The following is a 24,840-nucleotide window of genomic DNA, read 5'->3' on the forward strand; positions in this document are numbered from 1 at the left end:
CCGATGTTGTCAAAATTTCGTACATTTGCTTTGTTCAGTATCGTATTGTTTACTTGCTCTATTTCTGCTATCGACGCTCAAACTGCTCTACCCAAAGATAAAATCTTCAGGCAATTATATTTTCAGCCCGGAGATTGGGTAACCATCGGCGGTACGCGATATGCTACTTGTGTAGCTTCCACTTTTAACATGGCCTACATCGGTACACTGGGTGGCGTAATCCGATATGACATCATCCGACGTCAGTTTCTCTACCCGCTGACCATCAGTGATGGGCTACCCGAAAATGAAATCTTTTTGATCGGTGCAAATTCTCAGTCACAATTGGTCTGGATCATAACGCGCCATTTCATTTGCACTTTCAATCCCAATACATCGCGCGTACAAGATGTAACACCCATCGAATATCTGAATGTTCGCGATGCGTCAACTCTTGACGCGATAGGATTCGGTGCAGGTTCCGTTTGGCTGCGTTCGGAAGATCGGTATTGGAACTCCTCTCTTTCGTACCAATCATTTTCACCGTCAGAACTTCCAAAAAAAGAAACTATAGAATGGAATAACATCCCGACGTCATCGGAAATCGTTTCACGCTCCATTTTTGTCAGTAATGAATCCGGATATATATTCATACCCCATAGCAACCTTTTTCAAGATCGAGAGCTGCGCCAGTTTCCCATCACCGGTTATCTGCAAGATGTGAATTATAATACTTGGGTCACGACAGCGGGTGCCGGAGCTTGGTTTTCAAATAATGGTTCATCCATCTTATCGCCACTCAATTATGGACTCAACGCTTCGTCAGTCAAAGCGATGGCCTTTGATGGTGCTGATATGTGGATCGGTGCGACGGCCAATACTCTACCGGGACAATATCCGAGCGAACTATCCGGACTTACCCAATGGAATCAGAAAAACGACCACTTCACGTATTATTTCAGCAGCTTACATGATAACCTTGCTTTGAATGAAATCTCGGATATTGAAGCCGATGAAAATTATATTTGGGTTGGTACGACAAGTGGTTTGAATTATTTGAATAAAAAAAGCAACCAATGGACTATCGCTAAGACATACAGCGGTCTTAAGGACGATAACATTATAGAAATTGCTCCGTTTCAAAAAGGTATTATAGTAGCGACTGAAAACGGGCTGCATCGCAGCATACTCACCAAAAAAGGAATACAATTCCAGCCGCTCGAAATTCCTGACTTATGGAACCGGCATGTTTTAAAAATATTGCCCTCCGGAAACAGTATCTGGCTTGGCACGGATAACGGTATTTATCGTTTAGATTCCAGTTTTACTATTCAAAACCACTATACGGCCCTTGGTTATGACATACCGCTCAATTCATTGGTCAACCAAGTCGTACCGGCTATAACCGAAACAGCGAACAACTTATTTTTCATATCAACCCATAGTGTATTACGGTTTGACAAACATAAGAAGGAATGGGAATCCATGCCGATCAGCGGTTCGTATCTTCAATCCGGCGTATTTGACGCGATCGCCGACGAAGATAATCTTTGGATCGGTTTAGCGGATGGTGTTCTGCAATATGATTTTGAAATTCAGCGCTGGGCTTATTACAATAAAAAAGACGGCATCGGCGGGTATTCGGTGTATAAAATTTTACCCGACGGTGACTATGTTTGGTTTGCCACCGAAAACGGATTGACACAGTTTTACTGGAATGCCGAGCATTTACGAAGTCAAAAGTAGTTATTTGCCCGTAAGTTGACTTTCCGAATCTATCAAATATCCCGCCGTTTTTACGATTTCTTCTCCAGCCGTAATGCCTGAAAGTACCGTATATTGATCGCCAACTTTTTCACCAAGTATTATTTCGCGCCGCTCAAAGTGATGGGGCGATGTCATCACCCATGTCAAAGCACGTTTGCCGGTAAGAAGCACCGCCGTTTCAGGTATAACCGGTAATTCCGGTAAAGAAGATTCAACAGTCATTTGTCCGTACATTTTAGGCCGCAAACGATAGTCTTTATTATTGAGTTCGATTCGTACTTTGATCGTGCGGGATACGGGCTCTATAACAGGATAAATAAGTGTGATGGTACCGGTGAATTTTTCATCGGGATAGGTATCCAACCGAATTGTTACAGTGCTATGCAATTTTAAAAAACGCGCTTCGGATTCGAATATATCCGAAACTCCCCAAATCAAACTCAGGTCGGCCATATCATACAAAATCGTTCCTTCATTGACATAGGCGCCTTCGGTGATTTTTTTTTCGATCACTGTACCACTATAAGGGGAATGATAAATAAAGTTTTGTTTAATTTCGCGCGTGCGCCGAAGCGTTTCCAACTGATCCGAAGTAACTCCCAATAATCGAAGCTTTGTCTCAGCGGCTGAAAGCATCTGATTTGTATAGGATTGTCCTTCTTTATTATTTAACAGAACAACAAAATCATTTTGCGCCTGAACGAGCTCCGGGCTATATATTTCAAACAGTGCCTGACCGGCTTCGATACGATCCCCTGTTTTGGCTACGTATAGCTTTTCAATGCGGCCGCTAAAGCGTGCTGCGATAGCTTTACGTAGATCTTCGGCAAATTCTAACGTTGTAAAACCAGTAATCGTTTTTTTTAGTTTGGACGTACGGACTGTCATCGTTGTAACTTGGGCCGAACGCATTTGATCAGGATTAAGAAATAAACTATGGTGCATTGTATCGGCAGCGGATTCCACACGCGTTTTTTTCACTAAATCCATTTGACAAATAGGACAAACTCCCGGCTTGTCGGATGTCACTTCTTTGTGCATAGGGCAATAATACAAATCGGCATGATCGGAATGAGACTTGTTATTCTCTTTCGATGTGCATCCGCTGATCGTGAGCGACAATATGCTGAGTACAATCAATATGTAGGGCGTCATATAATTTTCCTTCGTTTTAACTTTCTTTGATCCAATGAGCCATTTTGGATTTTTTTAGTGTTCCTTTGCTTAAAGCTCTTTCTTTCATAATCGCGAATAAAACCGGTGTTACGATCAAAACGTGTATCGCCGATGTGATCAGTCCTCCAATCATTGGTGCCGTCAGCGGCTTCATCACATCCGCACCGGTTCCCGTTGACCACATTATCGGCACCAACCCAATCAAAGCCGTACCGACCGTCATCAATTTAGGTCGCAATCGCAATACACTGCCTTCAATCGTTGCTTCATAAACATCCTTTTGAGTTATAACTCCATTTTTAGATTGTAAACGACGATCCAAAGCCTCATGAAGATAAACCACCATGATAACACCCGTTTCTGTAGCGATACCATATAACGCTATGAAACCAACCCATACGGCTACAGAAAAATTATAACCGAGTATAAAATTCATGTACACTCCGCCGATTAAAGCAAACGGGACCGAAAGCATGACAACAAGAGCTTCTATGGGATCTCGCACCGTAAAATAGAGTAATAAAAAAATCAAAATAAAAACGATCGGGATAATAATCATCAACGTACGCTGTGCGCGAATCTTATGTTCGTACTGGCCGCTCCACTGATATGTATAACCCTCAGGTAGCTTTAGTTCGGATTGAATCAAAACTTTTGCATCTTCGACTACATGATCCAAATCTCGGCCTGCTGTATTCATATAGACCACGGAACGAAGCATCCCGTTTTCACTGTTAACCATTGTAGGTCCCTGATTGACTTTGACTTCGGCTAACTGACCCAACGGTAAAAAAATGATGTCTTCATTCACATCTGAGAGTAGCGATTGGCGAATCGGTTCAGATGCAGCATCGGTATTTTGCGTCATCGAAGCCGACATTGATTTTTTTGTGTTTTCATACAAGACATTTTCAATTGGTGTAGCTGAAACCATCGTATTGCGTGGTCTAATGGGAATCCACAATTGTTTTAATGCCTCGGTGTTATCGCGCCATTCGCGTCCAAATCGAGCGCGTATGGGAAAACGCATTCGACCATCCAACACTGTGCCGATATTTTGTCCGCCGATCGCCATTTCTATAATCTCTTGCAAATCACCACTTTTAAATCCTATGCGTTGGGCGGCTTCAGGTTTTATGGTAATATCCAGGTAATATCCATTCTGCCCTCGTTCGGCCACTACATCACTCGCACCATGCACTTTTTTAAGAATTTTTTCAGCTTCGATGGCATAATACTCCAGCGTATCGGCATTATTACCCAATATTTTAAAACCCACGTCGGTACGTACACCTGTAGCAAGCATGTTGATACGATTAACAATAGGTTGTGTCCATCCGTTGCGGACGCCCGGTATCTGTAGTTTAGAATCTAATTCCTGAATGATATCTTTTTTTGTAATACCGGGGCGCCAATCTTTTTTGTCTTTTAACAAAATGATCGTTTCGATCATACTAATCGGTGCATTATCGGTGGCCGTTTCAGCACGACCGGCCTTACCTAAGACGTGCGCCACTTCAGGTACGCTTTTGATCAATCGATCCTGTATCGTCAGAATTCGATTAACTTCCGTAAGCGAGGCATTGGGCAGTGTGACCGGCATGTACAAGATCGAGCCTTCATCCAAAGGCGGCATAAATTCCGATCCCATATTTACGATCATCGGTATCGTAATAATAAGCGCGATGACGTTAAGTGATAAAGTAATTTTACGATACCGTAATACCCAGTGAATGATAGGTTCGTAGAGTTTGATAAAAAAATGCGTTACAGGATTTTCCTTTTCAGGTCGGAATTTTCCGCGCATCAAAAATGTCATAAGTACCGGTATCAGTGTCAAAACAACAGCGGCCGACGCCAGCATAACAAAGGTTTTTGTAAAAGCGAGCGGAGCAAAAAGTTTACCCTCTTGACCGGTAAGCATAAACACCGGCAAAAAAGAAACAAGGATGATCAGTTCGGAAAAAAATATGGCGCGCCCGACTTGTTTAGCCGACTGTAGAGCAATGGCCTGATAATCCTCGGTTAGCAGCTTTCCTTTAGTCTCCAGCGCCTGGGCGATGTTACGATAGGCGTTTTCCACCATCACGATGGATGCATCCACTATCACGCCGATTGCGAGTATGATGCCCCCCAGACTCATAATATTGGCATGTATATCAAAAATGCGCATCAAAATAAATGACAGCAGAATGGATACAGGGATTTCGATGATAATACGAAGTATGCTTCGTGCATGAAGCAAAAACACGGCTACCATAAGCGAGACCGTCAAGGCGGCTTCGAATAATGCCCGATTAAGCGTTTCGATTGATTGCTCGATAAGCACACTGCGATCATACGATGGTTTGATGACAACGCCATGCGGCAATCCCGGTGTGATTTCATTTATTTTTTTCTTTATACGATCAATCACGGCTTTCGCGTTTTCGCCGCTGCGCATGACTACGATTCCGCCGACGGCTTCGCCTTCACCGTCCTTTTCCAATGAGCCTCTTCGAATATCACCACCGATCTGCACATCAGCTATTTGCCCAAGCATAACAGGTATCCCGCTGCCATTATTTCGTAATACGAGATTACGAATATCGCTCTCCGTACGAATATACCCTTGTCCGCGTACAAAATATTCTGCGCTGCTCCATTCGATAATCTTGCCGCCTACTTCATTATTATTGCGTTGAAGCGCTTGGGTAACATCCATTATATCTATTCCAAACGCCCGCATTCGTACCGGATTCAAGTCTATCTGATATTGTTTGACATGCCCCCCTATACTTGCCACTTCGGCGACCCCTTCAACGGAGGAAAGTTGATACCTGATATACCAATCTTGTATGGATCGCAACGTTCCTAAATCTTGTTCGTCGCCCTCGACCGTATACCAGTAAATATGACCGATACCGGTGCCGTCCGGCCCCAATGTAGGTATCGCATCTTTAGGCAACGATCCGCGAACCGTGCTCAAACGCTCCTGGACGCGCGAACGGGCAAAATAGATATCCGTATTATCATCAAAAATCACAAACACAAACGACATACCGAACATGGAACTGGCGCGTACAGCCTTGACGTGAGCAAGCCCTTGGAGTGCTGTAACCAGAGGAAATGTCAATTGCTCTTCGACAACTTGCGGCGAGCGACCCATCCATTCCGTATAGACGATAACTTGATTTTCAGATAAATCCGGAATTGCGTCAACGCTCATTTCCCTAAATGAATAAATGCCATATAACGAAATGGATACATAAGCAGTAAGTACCATCCAACGATGGCGGGCGCTCCAATCAATGATATTTTCAATCATGACGCACCTCAGTTCTCACATTTGACATACCTATGGTTTTATAAAAATCAGCCTCGGCTATTTTACTACCGGCCAATGCCATGACCAAATCATCTTTCGCCATATAAATCATCCGCAACATAGACAACAACATTGCGGTATCAGCTTTGCCTGTCTGAAAAGAAATCATCATAGATTGGTAAGCCGCTTCATAATGCGGGAGAATCCGTTGTTCGATTTGTTCGGCCTGACGGCGCGATGATTTTATCCTTTCGATAGCTGACCGCGCTTCAGAAGTAATCATGATCTTCATGTTTTCTATTTCCATGGCGCCATGTTTTATATGCATGTCCAATTCCTTGATCCGTGCATCCAGTGACCCTCTTGACCAAGGTGCAAAGGGAATATTAGCACTGAACATCAGAGACCAATAATTTTTTCCCATGCTCATATCTTTATACATGCCTCTTACCATGATATCCGGAAACCATTCGCGATGTGTCGCTTTTTTTTCAGCAGTAAACATCGCGATTTCATGATTCATACCCTGAATTTCAGGTTTTTTAGGCAGAGTATGTTGTATTAATGTATCCAGCACTACGGAAAAATTATTCGTCCAGTCCACAGGAATTGAATCCGGCCACCGGATTTCATTATTTCCCAAGACCCCATTTAACATGGATTCCGTAGCCCGACGATCTTTCTCCAGTTCGAACGCCTTATTTTCTAAAGCTAATCGCTCATTTTCGATTTGTAATATATCGGCTTGTGTTATTTGCCCGACTTCGTATCGTTTCAATGATAACTGTAATAATTGCTCCAATGTTCGTTGTGCATTAGCGTTATTACGCCTTCGTTCGTTAATCATACATAATTCAAAAAAAGCCACACGCGCATCACGTTCTATGTTTAATTGGGCGCTTGCGATCATTGTTTTTTGAATTTCTGCTGTATAATGCGCGGCCTCCGACATGGCATCGAGTTTTCCGGGCCAAGGTATCATTTGTTGTATAAAATAATCTGTTTCCATATTCCCTTTGACCGGGATAGGAAAATTGCTCGCCGGCATTTGAAATAATTCGAATCCCACATCCGGTGCCGGCCATGATCTCTTTTGTTTAGCTTGAAAACGATACGCTTCATAATTGTGCTGTATCGCGTGAATTTTGGGATGATGTTGTATGGCCTCGCGAATAAGACTGTCTATCAATACCTGCGTGTGAACCTGAGGTATCTCCAAACTTGCGAGACCGATAATAAGCGCTATTTTTTTTAACGATTCGAACATAATTTCTCCTCAACAAAATGAATAACGGCTAAATACTATGATTTAGCATAGATTCAGTTTAATCGGAAAATTCTAAATGCGGAATGTACTGAGGAAAGCGTTGGTGTCTGAAGCCGTATTGGCAGGTGGATGTTGATGGGAAAAAACGAAAATAGAATTCTTATGATATACTTGATCAAAGGCGGTTTGGAATACGAAACTCAACAATGCATGCGTTTGCTGCACCGAGCTGGTTTTGAGTGTTTCTATAGGCAACGAAACACCACGCTCCGGCAAAACGCTCATCATTCCCGGACAACGGCATGATTTATAAGCAGCCATTTGAAGTGAATTGCTTGTGCCGGCCATAGTCATAGAAGACTGGCAGCAAGACATCGAATTTGTTTTTGTTGAATAGCATGTCCCGGTAATACGGGCATTCACTAAACAACCGGTCAGCCAAACCAGCGCCAGAAGAACAGACAAAATCTTATGTAGGCTTTGCTTATTCATATGTTTTAAAAATACCCTGGAAAACCTGCGGAATCAAGCACTTTCCAATGCGAATCATGAATATTATTTTTTACGATTTGTACCACATTCATATCGGACCACTGAGGATCTTTTTCAGCACACAAACGCGTAAATGATTTGATCCATTCGGAAACACCGACAATATCATCCCCATTCAGCTGGATCGGTTTTAATGCCGTTGTTTTACCCCGCTGGTCTACCACGAAATATCCGAGGGTATTCCATTTGTTCACATGTGCGAGTTGCGCACGGCGAAAATAATTTCCTACTTTCGCTTCGCCCATAGATTGCCCTACGTGCATGGTAGCCGCATTTAATGCCGCAATTACTACATCGGCCGGTATGGATACAGCTTTATTCCCTACGGAAACAGGTGTCGAGACTCCTTCTTTGGATGACATAGTTGACTTAGCATCCGACCGCAACGATTTGGTCAGTGCATCCAAGGTTAATAATTGTTGATTGATTTCAAATGTTCCGTTTTGCCAAGACATAAGTTCGTCAATGGCGGCATCGTCTTTTTTATCGTCAAGTGATACTTCCAGCAACTCACCTTTTCTGTACGTCAATTTCCCGCGACGGTTTTCGTGCGTTACAATCAATTCACCCGTCAGCGAATTGGCCTCACAAAAAGCAATCACATCTATCAAAGGTTTTTCTTCTAATTTTCCAACGGGCTTATTTTCACGGCGCGTATCAAGATCAGCTTTCACCTCATGGCCTTGTTGAGGTTGAGGCCTGGTCTGGTGACGTGCTTCGATTTTGGAGAGAACCATTTGTACGCGCGCAATGACCTCTTTGATGCGAATCGGCTTGGAAATATAGTCTTCTGCGCCCAATTGAAGGCCTTCGATAATATGATCGTTATCCGTAGCCGCCGTCAAAAAAATAACCGGTATCTGATTATAATACGGATCCTTTTTTAAACTTTGCAAAAGCTGAAATCCATTCATCGCCGGCATAAAAATATCGCTGAGTATCAAATCTACATTTTGATTTTCTACAACCTTGAGCGCTTCAGAGCCGTCAGAAGCGGAAAACGTTTTGAACCCGTTTTGTTGAAGGGCCATTTCGCAAATAAGACGGATGCTTTCTTCGTCGTCAACCACAAGGATGCGTTTCTTTTCTGTCATTGATTTTCCATGTATCGTTGGGTGATTTCCAATAATCTTTTGGTTTCTACGGGTTGCTCAATGATTTCATAAATACGCGCCTGGATTTTGAGCGCCATGATATGATGGGGCTGTTCGTTTAATACCGATGCGGTGATTTCTAACGCATCTTTGTATAACTGGTACCGCATATAGATGGTGGCGGTCAACAACTTTTTTAATACCGGATTTTCCGTTAACTCAATAGCGTCATTGCTTTCCCGCAGTGCATTTTCAAATTCAGCACGATCTTCTTTATTCATTACATAAAACCAAACACTCTCTGTTGCTTCATTGATATTCTCATTCACCGCTTCCGTAAACCAAAAATATTTAATGCCGCGCTCCATATTCATTTCGTTACGAAATGTAAATGAATTACCAAGCACCGTCTCTTCAAAAGAGTAATCATTTTCATATGATCGTAAATGAACAACAAATTCAGATGCGCCTGTTATTTTATCAGGGATATGGCGCCATATCAATTGCGTTGGAATATCTATAAGCCGCGTATTACGTGGAGTTATTGCAGATAAAGAAGCCTCTGTATCACTTCGATAAATTTGTTTGGAATAATGAGACTGGGCTTTGGAAAACCACGATTGGGTGGTCGCATGTTCAGCGAACATAGCCATAATTTCTTTACGCAATGGTTTTAGATCGGGCACATTAAATTTTTTTTTATATTCTTTCACCGACCCATCCGCCCAAAAAACTTTACAGTAATCCCCTTGCCCAAGATTAACGGCATCTCCTTTATAGAGTAAATCGCCTTGTTTGATAACTTTATCGCCTTTGGTCTCAATACTAGCACGCAAATATATTACAATGCCGAGTGGTTCATTTTTATTTTCTTGTTGTGCAAAAATAGAACCGGTAAACATTGCCAACATTACAAGATTCTTAAACGCCATAACTGATCATTCCCTGTGATTCGTTAGGTTTTTTAAAATCGAAATCTCCGGAAAACCGGTTGTTGTGATTTGATTTGTATTTAGAGTAAATTCCAATTCGCGATATTCTTCATCAATGTGAGCTTGATAAGCAATGTACCGATCCGTTAAAAAAAGCACGCGTTGATTGGCTGAACTGCGCCATAAACGATTAACGTTTAATTCCCGTTTATATTCTCCGTCCACTAATATATCCAAAGCTTCTAACAAAGACACATAAAAATTACCCTTTGTTCGTATTTCCTCCACAGTAAAACCTGAATAACTCATGATGGTCAGATTTTGCTTACGCAAAAGTTGCGCAACTTCGGTAAGGCCTTCTGCATAAGCAAACGGTTCACCGCCGCTGAATGTTACGCCTTCAATATCGTGAAAACCGTGAGTGGCTTTCGAAATCATCGTTACGAGTTCTTTGGCAGAAACCGTGTTTGTTGATTTTTCAAATGATAAGAACTCCGGATTCCAGCAACCCGGGCATCGTTTAGGGCAACCCTGAACCCACACTACGCAACGCTTTCCTGGACCGTTTACCTCAGATACGGGTAATATTTTGGCAACGGAGATCATTGCAATAAAAAAAGCTTATTCTCACGAATAAGCTTTATAATATGATTGTTACTATTTCTCATGATTCGATAATACCACGGCCTGTTTTGGTAATACGCCCCACGTTTTTAAGATCTTCATAAATGGAGTCCAAAATACCATTGATAAATTTTGAACTTTTATCCGTGCTATAACGTTTGCTGATTTCGATCATCTCATTAATAGATACCTTCGGCGGAATGTCTTCAAAAAACAATATTTCACAAAGAGCCATGCGCATCAAAATACGATCAATGAGGGCTATTCGTTCAAATTCCCAATTTTGAGCTCTTGCTCGGATCAGCATATCCATTTCCGTTTGATGCGCGATAGTTTGTTGCACAAGAGTGTGAATAAATTGCGTAGCTGGCTCCGTAAAATTATCACAGACATCATCAAACACTCGCTTGATATTGTCTTGAGTCATTTCATAAGCATACAATGCTTTTAAAACCGTTTCCCGGGCTTCACGGCGACTGTTTTTAGGTGTCGTGTTTTTACCGGGTTTCGCTCCATCATCCGCAAGCAATGGGTTCATACGTTCCAATAATGCCAAAGATCAAATTATAAATTTATTTATCGTTCTATACGTTTTAAAACCGACTCCGGTTGTGTCACATAATGACATTTGATATGCCCGATTTGACGAATGCGCTCTTCAGCGATGCGATTGGAAGCTTCATGCGTTGAAATATTCTCTCTTTCGGCAAGCTCCAATATCTTTTTCATAATATCGCAAATGCCTTTAGCTTGTGCCAATGCTTTTTCCTGATTGTATCCTTCAAGTTCGTTATAAACATTGATAAGCCCTCCGGCATTGATCACATAATCCGGAGCATACGTTATTTTTTTCGCCAAAAGCATCGCACCATGTCGGGCCTCATCCTGAAGTTGATTATTGGCCGCTCCGGCGATAATCTTGCATTTCAAGCGCCCGATAGTATCATCATTGATAATCGCACCCATCGCACAGGGTGAAAAAACATCAACGTCCGCATCGTATATCTTATCCGAATCAACGTACTCAGCACCGAACTCACTGACCACACGTTTGACGCGTTCTCCATCCACATCGGTTACGACGAGTTTTGCACCTTCATCATGAAGATGTCGCACCAGATAATATCCGACATGACCCAAACCTTGTACAGCGATTCGTAAACCTTTCAACGATTGTGTACCAAAAACTTTTTCTGCGCAAGCTTTGAGACCGCGATACGTTCCTAAAGCCGTTACCGGCGAAGGGTCACCGCTGCCGCCTTGAGCACGCGATATGCCGGTTACATACCGGGTTTCCATGCGAATCCATTCCATATCCGTTACGCTCGTTCCCACATCTTCGGCCGTGATATAGCGGCCGCCTAATCCCTGAATAAAACGACCAAATGTACGAAACAAAATTTCGTTCTTATGTTTTTTCGGATCACCGATGATAACGGCCTTACCGCCACCCAGATTCAATCCGGCTACGGCCGCTTTGTAGGACATACCGCGAGATAACCGAAGTACGTCATTAAGCGCCTCTTCCGTCGTCGCATAAGGATACATTCGGCAGCCTCCAAGAGCAGGTCCCAAAGTTGTATCGTGAATCGCTACGATGGCACGAAGGCCGCTTGCTTTATCGCTAAAGAAAACGACTTGTTCGTGTTCCTTTTCTTCTATCATTTCAAAAGTGCGCATGACGTATTCTTTCTTAAATTCCGCGCGAGATTAACCTAAAACATTACGAGCAATTACGACGCGCTGAATTTCGGAAGTGCCTTCATAGATTTCGGTTATTTTGGCGTCTCGCATAAAACGTTCTACCGGGTATTCTTTGGTGTAACCATAACCACCATGCATTTGTACCGCTTGTGTAGTAACCCACATTGCGGTTTCCGATGCAAAAAGCTTCGCCATGGCCGCTTCTTTACCAAACTTCTGACCTTGATCTTTCAGAGTGCATGCGCGGAATAACAATAATTTGGCGGCATCAATACGCATGGCCATATCGGCGATTTTAAATTCGTTGGCTTGAAATTTGGCTATCGGTTGCCCAAATTGTTCGCGGGCTTTGGTATATTTCACAGTTTCTTCCAATGCCGCTTCCGCAATGCCGATCGCTTGTGCGGCAATACCGATACGACCGCCATCCAAAGTTTCCATGGCGATTTTGAAACCGAGGCCTTCCTGACCGAGAAGATTTTCTTTGGGTACTTTGCAGTTTTCGAATACGAGTTCTGTCGTATCCGAAGCGCGGATACCCAGTTTATTTTCTTTTTTACCGACTTTAAAACCCGGGAATGATTTATCAACGATGAACGCGCTGATGCCTTTGGTCTTGTTGGATTTGTCCGTACGTATAAAACATACCACGTAATCGGAATGATAACCGTTGGTCACCCATAACTTAGTACCGTTGACGATGTAGTGATCACCTTTATTTTCCGCAAAACAAATCAGACCTGCCGCATCGCTGCCGGATACGGCTTCCGAGAGTGAATACGCACCAAGTGCACCGCCCGTTGCTAGCGGTTTTAGATACTTTTCCTTTTGTGCATCGGTTCCGTATTTCTCAATATTAAAACAAACTAAAGAGTTGTTGACCGATGCGATAACAGCCGCCGAAGCGTCGGCTTTGGCTAATTCCATGATCACATGAACGTACGAAATTGTATCCAAACCGGCGCCGCCCCATTTATCATTGACCATCATACCCATGAAGCCAAGTTCGCCCATTTGTTTGATCACATCTTTAGGAAAAAACTGTTTTTCATCACGTTCGGCAGCATGAGGAGCCAAATGTTCCTGTGCAAAATCGCGGGCCGTCTGGCGAATCATTTCCTGTTCTTCAGAGAGTTTAAAATCCATGACAAGATCCTTATCTTAAACGTGTATGATGGTATAGCAATAACGCCGCGAATATAGAGAAGCAGTCGAGAATAAGCAAGAATTTCTTTGCTGCTCCATCGCGCTTCGGCAATAAAAAAGCCGCCATTTCAGGCGGCTTGATGTATAAAAAATCATATTGCCAATTCTTTATCGGCAACCCAATAGTTAAAATGTTTTTGCCAGTATTCCACCCATTCTGTCGTGATTTTGGAACCGCGTTGATGCTCATTCCAGATTTGCGCGGCAATTTCATAATTGGTTTTTTGTTCTTTGGTCTTCCATCCCAATTCATACGCTTCGCCGGCTAATTTTACACCCGGACGGTTATTTCCGCTTTTGATTTCCAAGCAAGCTTTACGTTGCATGAAGTGCGCCATGTGCTTCGTCGTCGTATCACCTTTAGCTTGTTCTTCGGCGATCACCTCATCAATACGCTGAATCGCTTGTTTGTAGTCCTGCATCATCTCAAGTGCATCAAATACGCATTCCTGCGTCAAAAAATAATGCTGTTTGGTATCATCGTGATCTTTGAGATCTTTGACCAGATTCAAAGCCGCATTGTAATACTCAAACGATTTACGATAATCTTTGGCGACAAAAGCCTCACGGCCTTTATCCATGTGTTGTTTGTACTCCTCATTCATGGTATCAAACTCCCTGATTCACATAAAAAACATATAGATTAAAAATTGAGTGATAATGTACAAGAAAAGGAAGGTCGCATGCAAGAACGTATTTTTAGTGTTTCAAAAACCGTTCGGCCAGTGCCAGATCCTCGGGCGTCGTGATTTTTATATTATCATAGTGACCTTCAACGATTTTTACGGCATGACCTAAGCGTTCGATCAGCATAGCTTCATCGGTTCCGTAGTATTTTTCAGCATACGCTTTATCGAAGGCACTCCGTAATAACGAATATTGAAATGCTTGCGGTGTCTGTACATTCCACAGAGTATTGCGATCAATAGTACGCGCAACAAAACCATTTGCGTCTTGTTGTTTGATCGTATCCTTCGGTCTTACAGCCAGTATTGCGGCCGGATATTCGACGGCTATTTCGATAAGCTCATCTATTTTGTCGGCACGTACACACGGACGCACGGCATCGTGAACAAGCACAATATCTGATTCCTTGACCGCTTTTAGGCCTTCGTAAACACTGTCTTGTCGTTCTGCGCCGCCGGGTACTAATGTATGAACGCGACTAAAGCCGTACGGGCCGATGATTTCTTCTTGAACAAACGGTATCCACTCATTTTGCAGTACTAATATGACTTCATCCACATAGATCGCATGATGAAATTTTTCGAGGGTATGTACAAGAATAGGTTTCCCGTGGACTTCCAAAAATTGCTTTTTGGAACCGGCGCCCATACGTTTACCGATGCCGGCCGCCGGTAATATGGCTGTAACTTTCTTCCCTTTGATCATATCATCCTTTAACCGCAACTATATCGCCCATTCGAAATCCTTTTTCGTCGCGGCGTACACCGGACATAGCGGTCTCCGGATCATGTTCGAAAAATAATATCCACCGGTTTTCGAATGCGCGAATCAATATGTCCTTTTTTTCCGCTATGGTTACCAAAGGTTGATTATCATACGCCATCACGTAGGGTACGGCGATATGTGTCGTCGTCGGAATCAAATCACCGCAAAAAAAGACCGTATGCTGCGCATCATGGATAATAGGAAGTTGCTGATACGGCGAATGCCCATTGGCTATAAAAAAAGTAATATTGGGGAAAATACCGTCGATTTGTTCGATCAATTGCAACTGACCTGATTGGACAAGCGGCTCGTAATCCGGTTTCAGAAAGCTGGCACGATCTTTTTCAGATGCTTTTTCACCCCATTCGTAATGTTTTTTTTGAACATAATATTTGGCGTTGGGAAAAGCGGCGACGATCCGACCTTGTTCATCCATTTTGGTAGAACCGCCCGCATGGTCAAAATGTAAGTGCGTCAGAATGACATCCGTAATATCGTTTGGCGTGAGATCGTATTTTTGCAACGATCGCTCCAGTGTGTAAACCGAATGATCAATGCGATACATGGAAGCAAATTTTTCATTATATTTATTACCGACACCGTTATCTATCAGTATTTTTTTCCCATCATCGGAAACGAGCAATAAACAACGCATTGCCAGCGTAATGCGATTTTGTTCATCGGCCGGATTGGTTTTATTCCACAGATTTTTAGGCACTACACCAAACATCGCACCGCCGTCTAGTGCAAAACGACCCGTTTCGACCGGATGCAAATGGTACGCTCCTATTTTGGTATCTACCTTCATACCGTTTCTCCTTCTTGCGTACGAGGTTGTTTATAAATATGACAGGTATTTCGTAAAATACTTTTAGAAATATCGTAGCGCTTATGTTCGTCCAGTATATTGAATTCGCGGCTCATAAGCCCAAATCCTTCATCATAGCCCACCATAACTGTCGCAGCAAAATTTATCGTTTCCAGCGCCAGTTCGCGCAAATGTACACAACCGTCGCTACCGCCGATGCGCCGGCTAATCTCTTTAGTGATACCCCGAGTGACTTGCAGACCGATCAAAAGTTTTGCTTTCTCTGTTACTCCGGGGCATGCTGAATGCGGATGATTAGCCATTTCCATCTTGGAACTCACGATATACCGAGTGTGCGGATCGATCTGAATATTAAGTCTCAATAAATGATACGGGTCTAAAAAAGTCGCTTCTAGCATGACGTTCCCGTTTTCCAGTTCAAACGCGGATATACCAATATCTCTCTTGGATACTAAGCGTTTTACCGGACTCGGGTCTGCCGGTTTGAATACCGGCGCTATCGTTTCACTCATAATTACTAATCCTATTACCAGTTAGAATAATTAACTTCACACAATACGGATTCAAAATCATTAAAGATGATTTTTTTGGGTTCCAAAGGCAACAACGGCAGATCTATTTCAGATTGCGGACCCTTTACTAATAAACGCATCCGCGCTTTCCGGTTATCGCCGAAATCAATAGTTATGGGAATAAACATTTGAAAATTTTCACCTGCATTTTCCTGACGAATACGACAGCGTACTTTGAATTTCCCGTTCTCTGTTTGTTTTGTAGTGTATGCAAATTCATATTTTGGTAAATCTGTCCCATGAATCCATTGATCAAAAAACCATGCCATGTCCGTTCCAACATGCTTTTCGACAATTCTTTTAAAGTCGTCGGTAGTGGCTTTTTTCCCGTAATACGTCTCAAAATAATCTTTCATCATCGCAAAAAAACGATCCTCGTTCATCGTATTGAGATCGAGCATCATGTTGCGTAGCATATGTAATACCCACATACCTTTGCTATAGATGACTAAACCGTAATCGCCGCGCGTAGAGCTTGAAGACGTCCGGTATCCGAGCGATATGGGACCGGCCTCTTGTCCGTCAACAAATATACCCTTACGATTTTTAAAAATACGCTCCTTGGTGATATTTAAAAACCGAAAAAATTCTTTATTGTCCGATAAACTTTGCTGTACGTACAACATACCGCTGTATTCGGCGAAGGCCTCACTCAACCATTGATCGTGATACGTGTCAAAATCAACACCGATCCCCCACCACTGATGCGCTACTTCGTGCGCACGTATCCACTCGTCAACGCCATCATCGTCATTGGAGTTGAAAACAGATGCCGAAATATTAACCAACCCGTCATAGGCTTCGCTATGTGAATAAGAATATTCTGCGGCGACGAGTTTACCTATAGGTAGTGAACCAAATTTCTCTTGAAAAAACATGTAACTATTGGCTACATCCGCCATGACTTGCTTTTTTACATCTTTGCCGTTGCGGTCATAACGAAACACCATGTGAATATCAGGAATGCGTTCGTCTTTAAAACGAATATCCTTGTAAACGCCCATATTAAATGTCACATGACGTGTCGGTTGGCGGGTTATCCATTGTACGGTAGTCGTTTTTTTATTTTTTTCTATTTCCCGTTCAGTGCCATGTGAGACCAGCATATAGGTGGAAGGATATGTGTACGTAATATCAAAACTGAATCGATCATGGCGCCCGGTAAATCCGGCCGGATACCAATCATCGGTTGCTTTGAAATAAACATAATCTCCTTCACGCTCTAAAAACTTTCCATGATAAAAAATTTCGACACGTATCGGTTCTGTTTGTTCGGCAACGGAAGCTGTGTTTATCCATATTGGCGAACTTTCAAAGCGTTCGAATCCGTCATCTTTAGCTACGGGAGCATGAAAAAGAACATGACGCCCATTGATTTTTACAGAATCTACGGACAACCGATAATATAAGAAAAACCGAATCCAGTTAACCGGATTGTTCAATCGCATGGTCAATTGCGCCGATGTTTGGGATGACAAATTTTCGTTAATCGTCATGCGCATGTTATAATCGGAGATTTTAAAATCATTTTTACGTTCCGTACGCAAAAAATACGGAACCGAGTTATCCGGAATCATAGGAAATTTACTAACAATCTCCTGATAAAACCCTTTCCCTTGATTTCGAATGCGGCGACCGAGTGTCACGTGTTCGCCATCGTTAACCGTCGGATCAATTTTATAAATCAAAGGGTCATCACGCCATTTCGACAAAATCGTAGTAGATGATCCTAAATCGTTAGCAGATAATGTGGAAAAAACGGATAAAAAAATCCCCTGCTTACGTCGGTTGACAAGGTCATTCATTAGCTCCGTATGCTGATCTACATATTCGCCGTATGGATCGGCTAAATATTTAACGGCGGACTCACAATACAGTGCGGCATTTTTTAATTCATCTTCAGCTAAAGTTACCGGTTCATTCCTATAAATCCATTGATCCGTACTGTCCGTAAAGACAAAAAACAGATTAGTAAATTCTTTGCTGAGCGTTGATGTACCCAGAAATCGTGACAGGTTTTTTTGTTCGATATCGCCCGGCGGTGTCAGTTCAAATTCACCGGTACCCAAAAACAGAGCCATGATCGTATTTCCGGAAAACGGTTTCGCCGTATAGATGAAGCCGTTTTTTAATACGAACTTTGCACGATCGCGCGTTAAGGTGTAATTAGAAACTTTGTAGGCTTGACTGGTTAGCTCGGGATGAAGCAGATAATAATTAACGCTGTCGGCTGTTGTCTTTGATACTACATCATTTTGCGCTGACCACAGTGAAGAAAATCCTACATAAAATACGATGAGAAGTACTCTTAACATTGTTCCCTCAAACGTTGTTAAAAATTAGGCCATAAGGCCGTTATGATCAAAAAAAGGATTAAATTTTTTTTCAAAACCTACTGTTGTTTCCGGCCCGTGCCCCGGATATACCGTCGTCTCCTCAGGAAGTGTAAAAATATTCTGGCGAATTGAGTTGATCAGCGTGTCAAAATCGCCTCCGGGCAAATCCGTTCGCCCGATGGAACCGTTAAAGAGCACGTCCCCGGCGATGAGTATGTGTTGCGCCGCAAAATAGAAACAAACACTGCCCGGAGAGTGGCCGGGTGCATGAAAAATCTTAAAGGATAAATCACCAAGCCGCATATCCGCCGGAGGGTTAAAATAAAAATCGATATCGGGTACGCGTCCGACTTTCAGACCAAACATAGCCGCTGATTGGGGCATACGCTTGAGCACGATCTCATCTTCACGATGCAGATAAAACGGAATACCGAAATGGTCTTTGAGGCTTTGTACGGCACCGACGTGATCAATGTGAGCATGAGTATTGATGATATACTTAAAACGAAGGCCTGTATTTTCCATAGCCGTGATAATACGCGGCGCTTCATCGCCCGGATCAATGACGGCGCCTTCGCGCGTTGCGGGATCGCCGATGATATAACAGTTTTCCTGAAAAGGGCCGACGGTGAGCGATTGGAGGATCATGTTATTTGAGGAAATTGGTGAACCACTCCTGCGTGAGGCTGATAGCCTTTTTCAGCTCGGGCGTCGGGCCTGTAAAAGGATGCACCGCGCCATAGGTATGCGTCGCTTGTGGTATGATTTCTATGCGGGAGCGGGAAAGATGTAATTGATCGAAAATCTGACGTGATTCATTGACCGGTACGCTTTCATCATTCTCGCCGTGAATCAGCATGGTAGGTGCATCCAAACGAGAAGCCGATTTGACAATGCTGAGGCGCGTTTTACTGTTCTGCTCAATATCATCGACGACATCCAGATTAAGACGCATCATTTGTCCGGTGCGTGTATTGGGTACTTCGATAAATTTCTGCCGTTTCCATAAAGGCAAAACATCCATAAACGAATGCCGCTCAACCGTAGCAATAGATGACCAGGTAACGAGTGCTTTGATTCGTTTGTCCACCGCGGCTTTTAATATGGTAATACCGCCGCCGCGGCTATGGCCAAGTAAGCCGATTTTATCAAAGTAACCGAATTTTTCGCAAATATTGCCTTTTTCCAATTCGTCCAGTACGCGCTCAAGGTCTTCCAATTCTTTGGAATAGGTATTACTTGCAAAACGATCCAATTCCGTAAAATTTTGCATATCTTCCCCGACACCGCTGCCGGAGAAATTGAATTTCACGACGATAAATCCTTTTTTGCAAAGCAATTCTGATAGAAACGGAAAAAAACCCCAGTCTTTAAAGCCCTTGAAACCGTGGCACAACACGATCACCGGATAGCGACGATTATAATCCGGAATACAAACATCGCCGCGGATCGGCTCGCGCCGTTTATTAAAAATCTTAAAATTCTTACGTTCCATTATTTTTTCTTCGCTACGGTAGGTTTTTTATACTTCGCTTCGATGGCTTCGATTTCCGGGCGCAATGGCGCCAGCGTTTCTTCGTCCAAATAATCAATAAACAATTTGCCGTTAATATGATCGTTTTCATGCTGAATGACTCGCGCTAAAAGCCCGTCAGCCGCTACTTCGTGGGTTTTCCCATCCATATCCATATAACGCAATTTGATTTTTTCAGGACGATGGACGTCGGCATACACACCGGGAATGCTGAGACATCCTTCTTTGTACGGCGCATTACCTTTCGAACTCAATATTTCGACATTCATAAATACCATCGGCTGATGACCTTCTTCGATCGGCGAAATATCAACCACAAAAAGCGCCAGCGATTTACCGATTTGCGGAGCGGCCAGTCCGATCCCGTCCGCTTTATGCATAGTCTCGATCATATTGCGAACCAAAGTTTTTATCGTCGCATCTATTTTTTTTACGGGTTTGGTTTTTTCCCGTAAGATCGGATTACCGTAGGTTACTATTTTTAATGTGGCCATAAAATTGGTATATCATTTATACGGGCGGAATGTATAAAAAAACGCTTAAACTACAAAAGGAATTTTGGAATCAAGCGCGCGTGCGGAGTCGTGCGGTAGGCCTTTCAATGCACCTTTAATGCGAATCGTGTCCTCTGCCGACAGCACTTGGTCTAAAACAGGAAAGTCCGTGGTTTTAGGAAACGTATCCAAAAGCCGGAGCGCATAGTGGGCAACCCACGGCTCTGTTTTACTGCGGAGTACACCGGCTTCGTGAATACTACGCCATAAGGCGCAGATTTTAATAAGGTCATAGGTATCCGGGACAAATCGAAATAAGTCATCCCAATCCACGGCACGATCGGTTTTTGCCGGCGTTTCTCTGTTTTTATCATTGCATACGACGCGTACCAAGCGATGAATCAGAAATGGTGTAAAATTATTTTTCCAATCCATGACCTGTATCGCCATAGAGGTGTGCACGGCTGCAAGTGCCGTATTCAGGGAACGCTTGAGGCCGAAAAAAATCATGATTTCCATGAAATACTGCTTATTATCCATCGTCGCCAGTAAGTCGCGTATTTTTTCAAATACGAGCTTTTCATCGCCGGTATCCAAAGCCTCTTCCAAATCATGCACCGATACGACATCATGACTTGCAAATTCGGGTTTTAATACGGATGTATCAACAGGCTCAATCGGCATGGTACAGAGGTATTCCACAAGCGCATCCGTTACATGGGCGATCTTATTTTTATCTATTCCTTCCATAACGGCAACGTATGCACTGGTTTTGATGACCGCGTCTTCGTGCAAATTATCGGAAGGCGCGTTTTGTGCGGCGATCGTCAAAAATGCTTTATACAATAGGCGTGGTGATTCGTCAGTAGTGAGAAATTCTCGTATACGAGTTTTGGATGTTGCAATATCACGATGGAGCAGCGATTCAAGAAGCGGAAAAAACATCGTTGTTAAATATTATTTTAGAAAAGAACTAGTATTTTTCAATGGTCGGATCAACGCAATCCGAATAATAATCAATACCACCGGTCAGGTTGTATACGTCGGTAAAACCCAGCGATTCAAGGATGGCACATGCCCGTTGACTTCGCATACCGTGGTGGCAATACGCAACTACGGGTGTTTTCTTATCCAACCCTGTCAGTTTTTCCGATTGTACGTTTAAAAGCCCCAATGGAATCAGCACCGAATCATGAAGTTTGGCTATTGCATGCTCCCACGGTTCGCGCACATCCAATAACATCATCACCTTGCCCTCATCAATCCATGCTTTCAAAGCATCAGGCGCCACTGGTTTCATAATCTTTACGCTTACGTTTGGTCTTGGCATGACGCGCCAATTCGCTTCCCCTATTTTTTTCGTTTTCTTCGTATCGCTTCAATAGATCGGTTTTGAAAACCGTATAGGTATCTTGCAAAATGTGTTTACGCGCTTCTTTGACTAGCCATAGATAAAAATAAATATTATGAATCGTCGTCAGTTGATGACCCAAAATTTCACCGATGCTTGACAGATGACGTACATAGGCTTTGGTAAAATTACGGCAAGTGTAACAACCGCAATTTTCATCAATCGGCGTAAAATCATCCGCGTAAGCGGCATTACGAATCGTCATCTTACCCCATGTCGTAAACAAAGTTCCGTTGCGCGCATTGCGTGTAGGCATAACGCAGTCAAACATATCCACACCGCGCTCGATACATTCTAAGATATCTTGTGGTGTCCCTACGCCCATCAGATAGCGCGGCTTATGCTCCGGCAATACGGCGCAATTCATCTCGGCTATTTTGTAAACGTCTTCCTTAGGTTCACCGACACTCACGCCGCCTATGGCATACCCTTCAAAATCCATTTTAACCAAAGCCTCTGCGCTTTTGAGACGAATATCCTCAAACACGCTGCCTTGAACGATAGGAAAAAGTGTTTGGCTATGACCGTACAACGGCGGTGATTTTTCAAAATGTGTTTTGCAGCGTTCAGCCCATTCGATGGTCAGGCGATTGGAACGGGCCGCATATTCATGCGAACACGGATACGGCGGGCATTCGTCGAGCACCATACAAATATCCGAACCGAGTTTCCGCTGAATATCCACAACATCTTCCGGGCGAAAAAAATGTTTTGATCCGTCAATATGCGACTGAAATTTAACGCCATCGCGGGAAAGTTTACGAAGCTGAGAAAGACTGAATACTTGGTACCCCCCGCTATCGGTCAATATCGGCAAATCCCAACCGATAAATTTATGCAGCCCGCCTGCTTTCTGGATGATCTCCGTACCCGGTCGCAAATACAGATGGTATGTATTACCGAGAATGATCTGTGCCCCGTTTTCTTTCAGTTCACGATGTTCGATGGCCTTGACATCGCCCACCGTACCGACAGGCATAAAAATGGGCGTCTCTATTTTACCGTGATCCGTTTCCAGAATACCGGCACGTGCACGCGAATGGCTGCCGCTCTGATCTTTATGAAGCAGTGTAAATTTCAAAAAATACCTGTAAGTTTGACGATATCATTAAAGAAAATATATACGATCAGCGATAGCAGAATAGCCATGCCGGCTTGTTGCGCGCGGAGCTTAACTTTGAGCGACAACGGTCTGCGCATGACGCCTTCGATAGCCAACATAAAAAGATGGCCGCCGTCGAGTGCGGGAACGGGTAACAGATTAAATACAGCAAGACTGAGGCTAAGCAAAGCCATCAGATTCCAAATGCCTTCCCAACCGTATTGGCGCTTCATGTCGCCGGTCGTTTTAGCGATCATAAGCGGACCGCCAAGCGCATCTTTGGCGTTGACCTCGCCGGAAACCATTTGTTTGATCGAACGCACGATAAAATACGTCGCGCCCACGGCCGTTATGAACCCATGCTGTACGGCTTCAATGAACGATGCGTCGCGAGTAAACTCAGGAAATGGGGGCGCCTGTATTCCGATCCGTCCGATTTCTTCAATACCTTTCTCAGTTTGAATTTTATCAATCGTCGGCATGACTTCACCGCTAAATCGTTCCGAACCGCGCGTCCATTCGATCGGAAGTTTTTTTCCGGCATTATGGCGAATCACATCCACCAGTTCATCCCATTTTTGTACGGTTTGCCCGTTAATACTGGCGATACGATCGCCGGCCTGAATGCCTGCTTTATCTGCAGGGCTGCCGGGGCTTACGACGCCGACTTCCGCGGGCAACGCATTTTCGCGCCGCCAGTTATCAAATTTTTCCATATCCGGCAAACCGCGCACGAGTCCCATCAGCGTGAAGACAAAAGCCGCCAGGAGAAAATTGAAAAACACGCCGCCGGTTATGACAATCATACGTTGCCAGATCGGCTTTGCACGATATTCCCATGGCTTAGGAGTACCCTCTTTCATGCTGTCCTCATCAAGACTCTCATCTACCATACCATTGATCTTGCAATATCCGCCGAGCGGCACCCAACTCAGACAGTAGTCCGTTTTATATTTTTCGTGAAACGTTTTATCGTCGTTTATTTCGCCGTATTTCAGAAGATCATCCAATAAATCAGCGTCACCCTGGACACGCGCCAGCCATGCATCGCGTTGTAGATTGGTCAATGATGCGGCAGGACCGCTTTCGGCAAACCGCAATTCCGTGCGGAGATTTATTTTTTCTTCTTTTTTCCCTTTAGCGTCGATTAGTTCGGTTTTTTCTTCGACCTGTGTGATTTCAAAGATCGTATCTAGAAATTTGACCGATGCGTCGGATGACTGCGCCAAACCCGCGGCTTGTATTTCTTTATCCAATGCTTGGAATGTGGTATTGGACAAAATAGATTGTGTGATATCTTTGATGAACTTAGGGCGTAGTTTTTTGGTGGCCCAGTGAAACCCCCACGCTCTTGGAGGAAAACCCAACGAAAAGGCGTCCACTTTCATACCAAATAATTTGGCCGCCAGATGGTGCCCGAGTTCGTGGATAAAAACCAGAATCCCGAGGACAATCAGAAACGGAATTAACGCATCAAAAATAATACTCATGGTATTCCTTTA

At 43.5% G+C, this 24,840-nt stretch carries 23 protein-coding genes; 1 reads left to right on the forward strand and 22 read right to left on the reverse strand.

Features of this window, described 5'->3' with window-relative positions; translation table 11 throughout:
• The first annotated feature begins 3 nt into the window (after nt 1–3).
• Nucleotides 4–1,725: a hypothetical protein gene (locus tag HUU58_02120; protein NUN44450.1), complete on the forward strand. Its 1,722-nt coding sequence runs from the start codon at nt 4–6 to the stop codon at nt 1,723–1,725.
• On the opposite strand, the gene HUU58_02125 is transcribed toward HUU58_02120, so the two are convergent.
• The 22 genes from HUU58_02125 to rseP all read right to left on the reverse strand — a co-directional run bounded on the left by HUU58_02125 (nt 1,726) and on the right by rseP (nt 24,828).
• Complete coding sequence (locus tag HUU58_02125) at nt 1,726–2,901, reverse strand: efflux RND transporter periplasmic adaptor subunit (GenBank protein NUN44451.1); 1,176 nt, start codon at nt 2,899–2,901, stop codon at nt 1,726–1,728.
• Between the two features lie 16 nt (nt 2,902–2,917).
• Entirely contained in the window at nt 2,918–6,229 is a 3,312-nt protein-coding gene (locus tag HUU58_02130) for an efflux RND transporter permease subunit (GenBank protein ID NUN44452.1), read from the reverse strand.
• Nucleotides 6,222–7,496 carry a TolC family protein gene (locus HUU58_02135; protein NUN44453.1) on the reverse strand — a complete coding sequence of 425 codons (1,275 nt, stop codon included), beginning with the start codon at nt 7,494–7,496 and terminating at the stop codon, nt 6,222–6,224. The genes HUU58_02130 and HUU58_02135 overlap by 8 nt, the downstream gene beginning before the upstream one ends.
• Before the next feature lie 72 nt (nt 7,497–7,568).
• Nucleotides 7,569–7,988 carry a hypothetical protein gene (locus HUU58_02140; GenBank protein ID NUN44454.1) on the reverse strand — a complete coding sequence of 140 codons (420 nt, stop codon included), beginning with the start codon at nt 7,986–7,988 and terminating at the stop codon, nt 7,569–7,571.
• A gap of 5 nt (nt 7,989–7,993) precedes the next feature.
• Nucleotides 7,994–9,142: a response regulator gene (locus tag HUU58_02145; GenBank protein NUN44455.1), complete on the reverse strand. Its 1,149-nt coding sequence runs from the start codon at nt 9,140–9,142 to the stop codon at nt 7,994–7,996.
• Nucleotides 9,139–10,074 carry a hypothetical protein gene (locus tag HUU58_02150; protein NUN44456.1) on the reverse strand — a complete coding sequence of 312 codons (936 nt, stop codon included), beginning with the start codon at nt 10,072–10,074 and terminating at the stop codon, nt 9,139–9,141. Before HUU58_02150 ends, HUU58_02145 begins: the two co-directional genes overlap by 4 nt.
• 6 nt (nt 10,075–10,080) lie before the next feature.
• Nucleotides 10,081–10,680, reverse strand: a complete 600-nt coding sequence (locus HUU58_02155) for a radical SAM protein (GenBank protein ID NUN44457.1) — start codon at nt 10,678–10,680, stop codon at nt 10,081–10,083.
• A 58-nt stretch (nt 10,681–10,738) separates the two neighbouring features.
• On the reverse strand, nt 10,739–11,236 hold the full coding sequence (nusB, locus tag HUU58_02160; GenBank protein ID NUN44458.1) for a transcription antitermination factor NusB: 498 nt from the start codon (nt 11,234–11,236) through the stop codon (nt 10,739–10,741).
• A gap of 38 nt (nt 11,237–11,274) precedes the next feature.
• On the reverse strand, nt 11,275–12,378 hold the full coding sequence (locus HUU58_02165; protein NUN44459.1) for a Glu/Leu/Phe/Val dehydrogenase: 1,104 nt from the start codon (nt 12,376–12,378) through the stop codon (nt 11,275–11,277).
• A gap of 30 nt (nt 12,379–12,408) precedes the next feature.
• On the reverse strand, nt 12,409–13,548 hold the full coding sequence (locus HUU58_02170; GenBank protein NUN44460.1) for an acyl-CoA dehydrogenase: 1,140 nt from the start codon (nt 13,546–13,548) through the stop codon (nt 12,409–12,411).
• A gap of 152 nt (nt 13,549–13,700) precedes the next feature.
• Nucleotides 13,701–14,213 (reverse strand): hypothetical protein, encoded by a 513-nt coding sequence (locus HUU58_02175; GenBank protein ID NUN44461.1) that lies wholly within the window; start codon nt 14,211–14,213, stop codon nt 13,701–13,703.
• A 94-nt stretch (nt 14,214–14,307) separates the two neighbouring features.
• Entirely contained in the window at nt 14,308–15,000 is a 693-nt protein-coding gene (gene ispD, locus HUU58_02180; GenBank protein NUN44462.1) for a 2-C-methyl-D-erythritol 4-phosphate cytidylyltransferase, read from the reverse strand.
• Between the two features lies 1 nt (nt 15,001).
• Nucleotides 15,002–15,868: an MBL fold metallo-hydrolase gene (locus tag HUU58_02185; protein NUN44463.1), complete on the reverse strand. Its 867-nt coding sequence runs from the start codon at nt 15,866–15,868 to the stop codon at nt 15,002–15,004.
• Nucleotides 15,865–16,401, reverse strand: a complete 537-nt coding sequence (locus HUU58_02190) for a DUF2889 domain-containing protein (protein ID NUN44464.1) — start codon at nt 16,399–16,401, stop codon at nt 15,865–15,867. Before HUU58_02190 ends, HUU58_02185 begins: the two co-directional genes overlap by 4 nt.
• Before the next feature lie 14 nt (nt 16,402–16,415).
• On the reverse strand, nt 16,416–18,776 hold the full coding sequence (locus tag HUU58_02195) for a hypothetical protein (protein NUN44465.1): 2,361 nt from the start codon (nt 18,774–18,776) through the stop codon (nt 16,416–16,418).
• Nucleotides 18,777–18,800: 24 nt separating this feature from the next.
• Nucleotides 18,801–19,445 carry an MBL fold metallo-hydrolase gene (locus HUU58_02200; protein ID NUN44466.1) on the reverse strand — a complete coding sequence of 215 codons (645 nt, stop codon included), beginning with the start codon at nt 19,443–19,445 and terminating at the stop codon, nt 18,801–18,803.
• Nucleotide 19,446: 1 nt separating this feature from the next.
• Nucleotides 19,447–20,292, reverse strand: a complete 846-nt coding sequence (locus HUU58_02205; GenBank protein NUN44467.1) for an alpha/beta fold hydrolase — start codon at nt 20,290–20,292, stop codon at nt 19,447–19,449.
• Nucleotides 20,292–20,825 carry a peptide deformylase gene (def, locus tag HUU58_02210; GenBank protein ID NUN44468.1) on the reverse strand — a complete coding sequence of 178 codons (534 nt, stop codon included), beginning with the start codon at nt 20,823–20,825 and terminating at the stop codon, nt 20,292–20,294. The genes HUU58_02205 and def overlap by 1 nt, the downstream gene beginning before the upstream one ends.
• Before the next feature lie 45 nt (nt 20,826–20,870).
• Entirely contained in the window at nt 20,871–21,770 is a 900-nt protein-coding gene (locus HUU58_02215; protein ID NUN44469.1) for a hypothetical protein, read from the reverse strand.
• 28 nt (nt 21,771–21,798) lie between these two features.
• The gene (locus HUU58_02220; GenBank protein NUN44470.1) at nt 21,799–22,125 is read right to left on the reverse strand and encodes a rhodanese; all 327 of its coding nucleotides are present in this window, start codon (nt 22,123–22,125) and stop codon (nt 21,799–21,801) included.
• Nucleotides 22,106–23,317, reverse strand: coding sequence for a tRNA guanosine(34) transglycosylase Tgt (gene tgt / locus HUU58_02225; GenBank protein NUN44471.1), 1,212 nt, complete (start codon nt 23,315–23,317; stop codon nt 22,106–22,108). Before tgt ends, HUU58_02220 begins: the two co-directional genes overlap by 20 nt.
• Complete coding sequence (rseP, locus tag HUU58_02230) at nt 23,314–24,828, reverse strand: RIP metalloprotease RseP (GenBank protein NUN44472.1); 1,515 nt, start codon at nt 24,826–24,828, stop codon at nt 23,314–23,316. Before rseP ends, tgt begins: the two co-directional genes overlap by 4 nt.
• Between the last annotated feature and the right edge of the window lie 12 nt (nt 24,829–24,840).

This window comes from bacterium (assembly GCA_013360215.1).
In the GTDB taxonomy this organism is placed as follows: Bacteria; CLD3; CLD3; order SB21; family SB21; genus JABWCP01.

What these genes read in the sequence shown, in the direction of transcription:
- HUU58_02120 (NUN44450.1), top strand. Translation starts at nt 4, where the DNA reads ATGTTGTCAAAATTTCGTACATTTGCTTTGTTCAGTATCGTATTGTTT.
- HUU58_02125 (NUN44451.1), bottom strand. Translation starts at nt 2,901, where the DNA reads ATGACGCCCTACATATTGATTGTACTCAGCATATTGTCGCTCACGATC.
- HUU58_02130 (NUN44452.1), bottom strand. Translation starts at nt 6,229, where the DNA reads ATGATTGAAAATATCATTGATTGGAGCGCCCGCCATCGTTGGATGGTA.
- HUU58_02135 (NUN44453.1), bottom strand. Translation starts at nt 7,496, where the DNA reads ATGTTCGAATCGTTAAAAAAAATAGCGCTTATTATCGGTCTCGCAAGT.
- HUU58_02140 (NUN44454.1), bottom strand. Translation starts at nt 7,988, where the DNA reads ATGAATAAGCAAAGCCTACATAAGATTTTGTCTGTTCTTCTGGCGCTG.
- HUU58_02145 (NUN44455.1), bottom strand. Translation starts at nt 9,142, where the DNA reads ATGACAGAAAAGAAACGCATCCTTGTGGTTGACGACGAAGAAAGCATC.
- HUU58_02150 (NUN44456.1), bottom strand. Translation starts at nt 10,074, where the DNA reads ATGGCGTTTAAGAATCTTGTAATGTTGGCAATGTTTACCGGTTCTATT.
- HUU58_02155 (NUN44457.1), bottom strand. Translation starts at nt 10,680, where the DNA reads ATGATCTCCGTTGCCAAAATATTACCCGTATCTGAGGTAAACGGTCCA.
- nusB (NUN44458.1), bottom strand. Translation starts at nt 11,236, where the DNA reads ATGAACCCATTGCTTGCGGATGATGGAGCGAAACCCGGTAAAAACACG.
- HUU58_02165 (NUN44459.1), bottom strand. Translation starts at nt 12,378, where the DNA reads ATGCGCACTTTTGAAATGATAGAAGAAAAGGAACACGAACAAGTCGTT.
- HUU58_02170 (NUN44460.1), bottom strand. Translation starts at nt 13,548, where the DNA reads ATGGATTTTAAACTCTCTGAAGAACAGGAAATGATTCGCCAGACGGCC.
- HUU58_02175 (NUN44461.1), bottom strand. Translation starts at nt 14,213, where the DNA reads ATGAATGAGGAGTACAAACAACACATGGATAAAGGCCGTGAGGCTTTT.
- ispD (NUN44462.1), bottom strand. Translation starts at nt 15,000, where the DNA reads ATGATCAAAGGGAAGAAAGTTACAGCCATATTACCGGCGGCCGGCATC.
- HUU58_02185 (NUN44463.1), bottom strand. Translation starts at nt 15,868, where the DNA reads ATGAAGGTAGATACCAAAATAGGAGCGTACCATTTGCATCCGGTCGAA.
- HUU58_02190 (NUN44464.1), bottom strand. Translation starts at nt 16,401, where the DNA reads ATGAGTGAAACGATAGCGCCGGTATTCAAACCGGCAGACCCGAGTCCG.
- HUU58_02195 (NUN44465.1), bottom strand. Translation starts at nt 18,776, where the DNA reads ATGTTAAGAGTACTTCTCATCGTATTTTATGTAGGATTTTCTTCACTG.
- HUU58_02200 (NUN44466.1), bottom strand. Translation starts at nt 19,445, where the DNA reads ATGATCCTCCAATCGCTCACCGTCGGCCCTTTTCAGGAAAACTGTTAT.
- HUU58_02205 (NUN44467.1), bottom strand. Translation starts at nt 20,292, where the DNA reads ATGGAACGTAAGAATTTTAAGATTTTTAATAAACGGCGCGAGCCGATC.
- def (NUN44468.1), bottom strand. Translation starts at nt 20,825, where the DNA reads ATGGCCACATTAAAAATAGTAACCTACGGTAATCCGATCTTACGGGAA.
- HUU58_02215 (NUN44469.1), bottom strand. Translation starts at nt 21,770, where the DNA reads ATGTTTTTTCCGCTTCTTGAATCGCTGCTCCATCGTGATATTGCAACA.
- HUU58_02220 (NUN44470.1), bottom strand. Translation starts at nt 22,125, where the DNA reads ATGAAACCAGTGGCGCCTGATGCTTTGAAAGCATGGATTGATGAGGGC.
- rseP (NUN44472.1), bottom strand. Translation starts at nt 24,828, where the DNA reads ATGAGTATTATTTTTGATGCGTTAATTCCGTTTCTGATTGTCCTCGGG.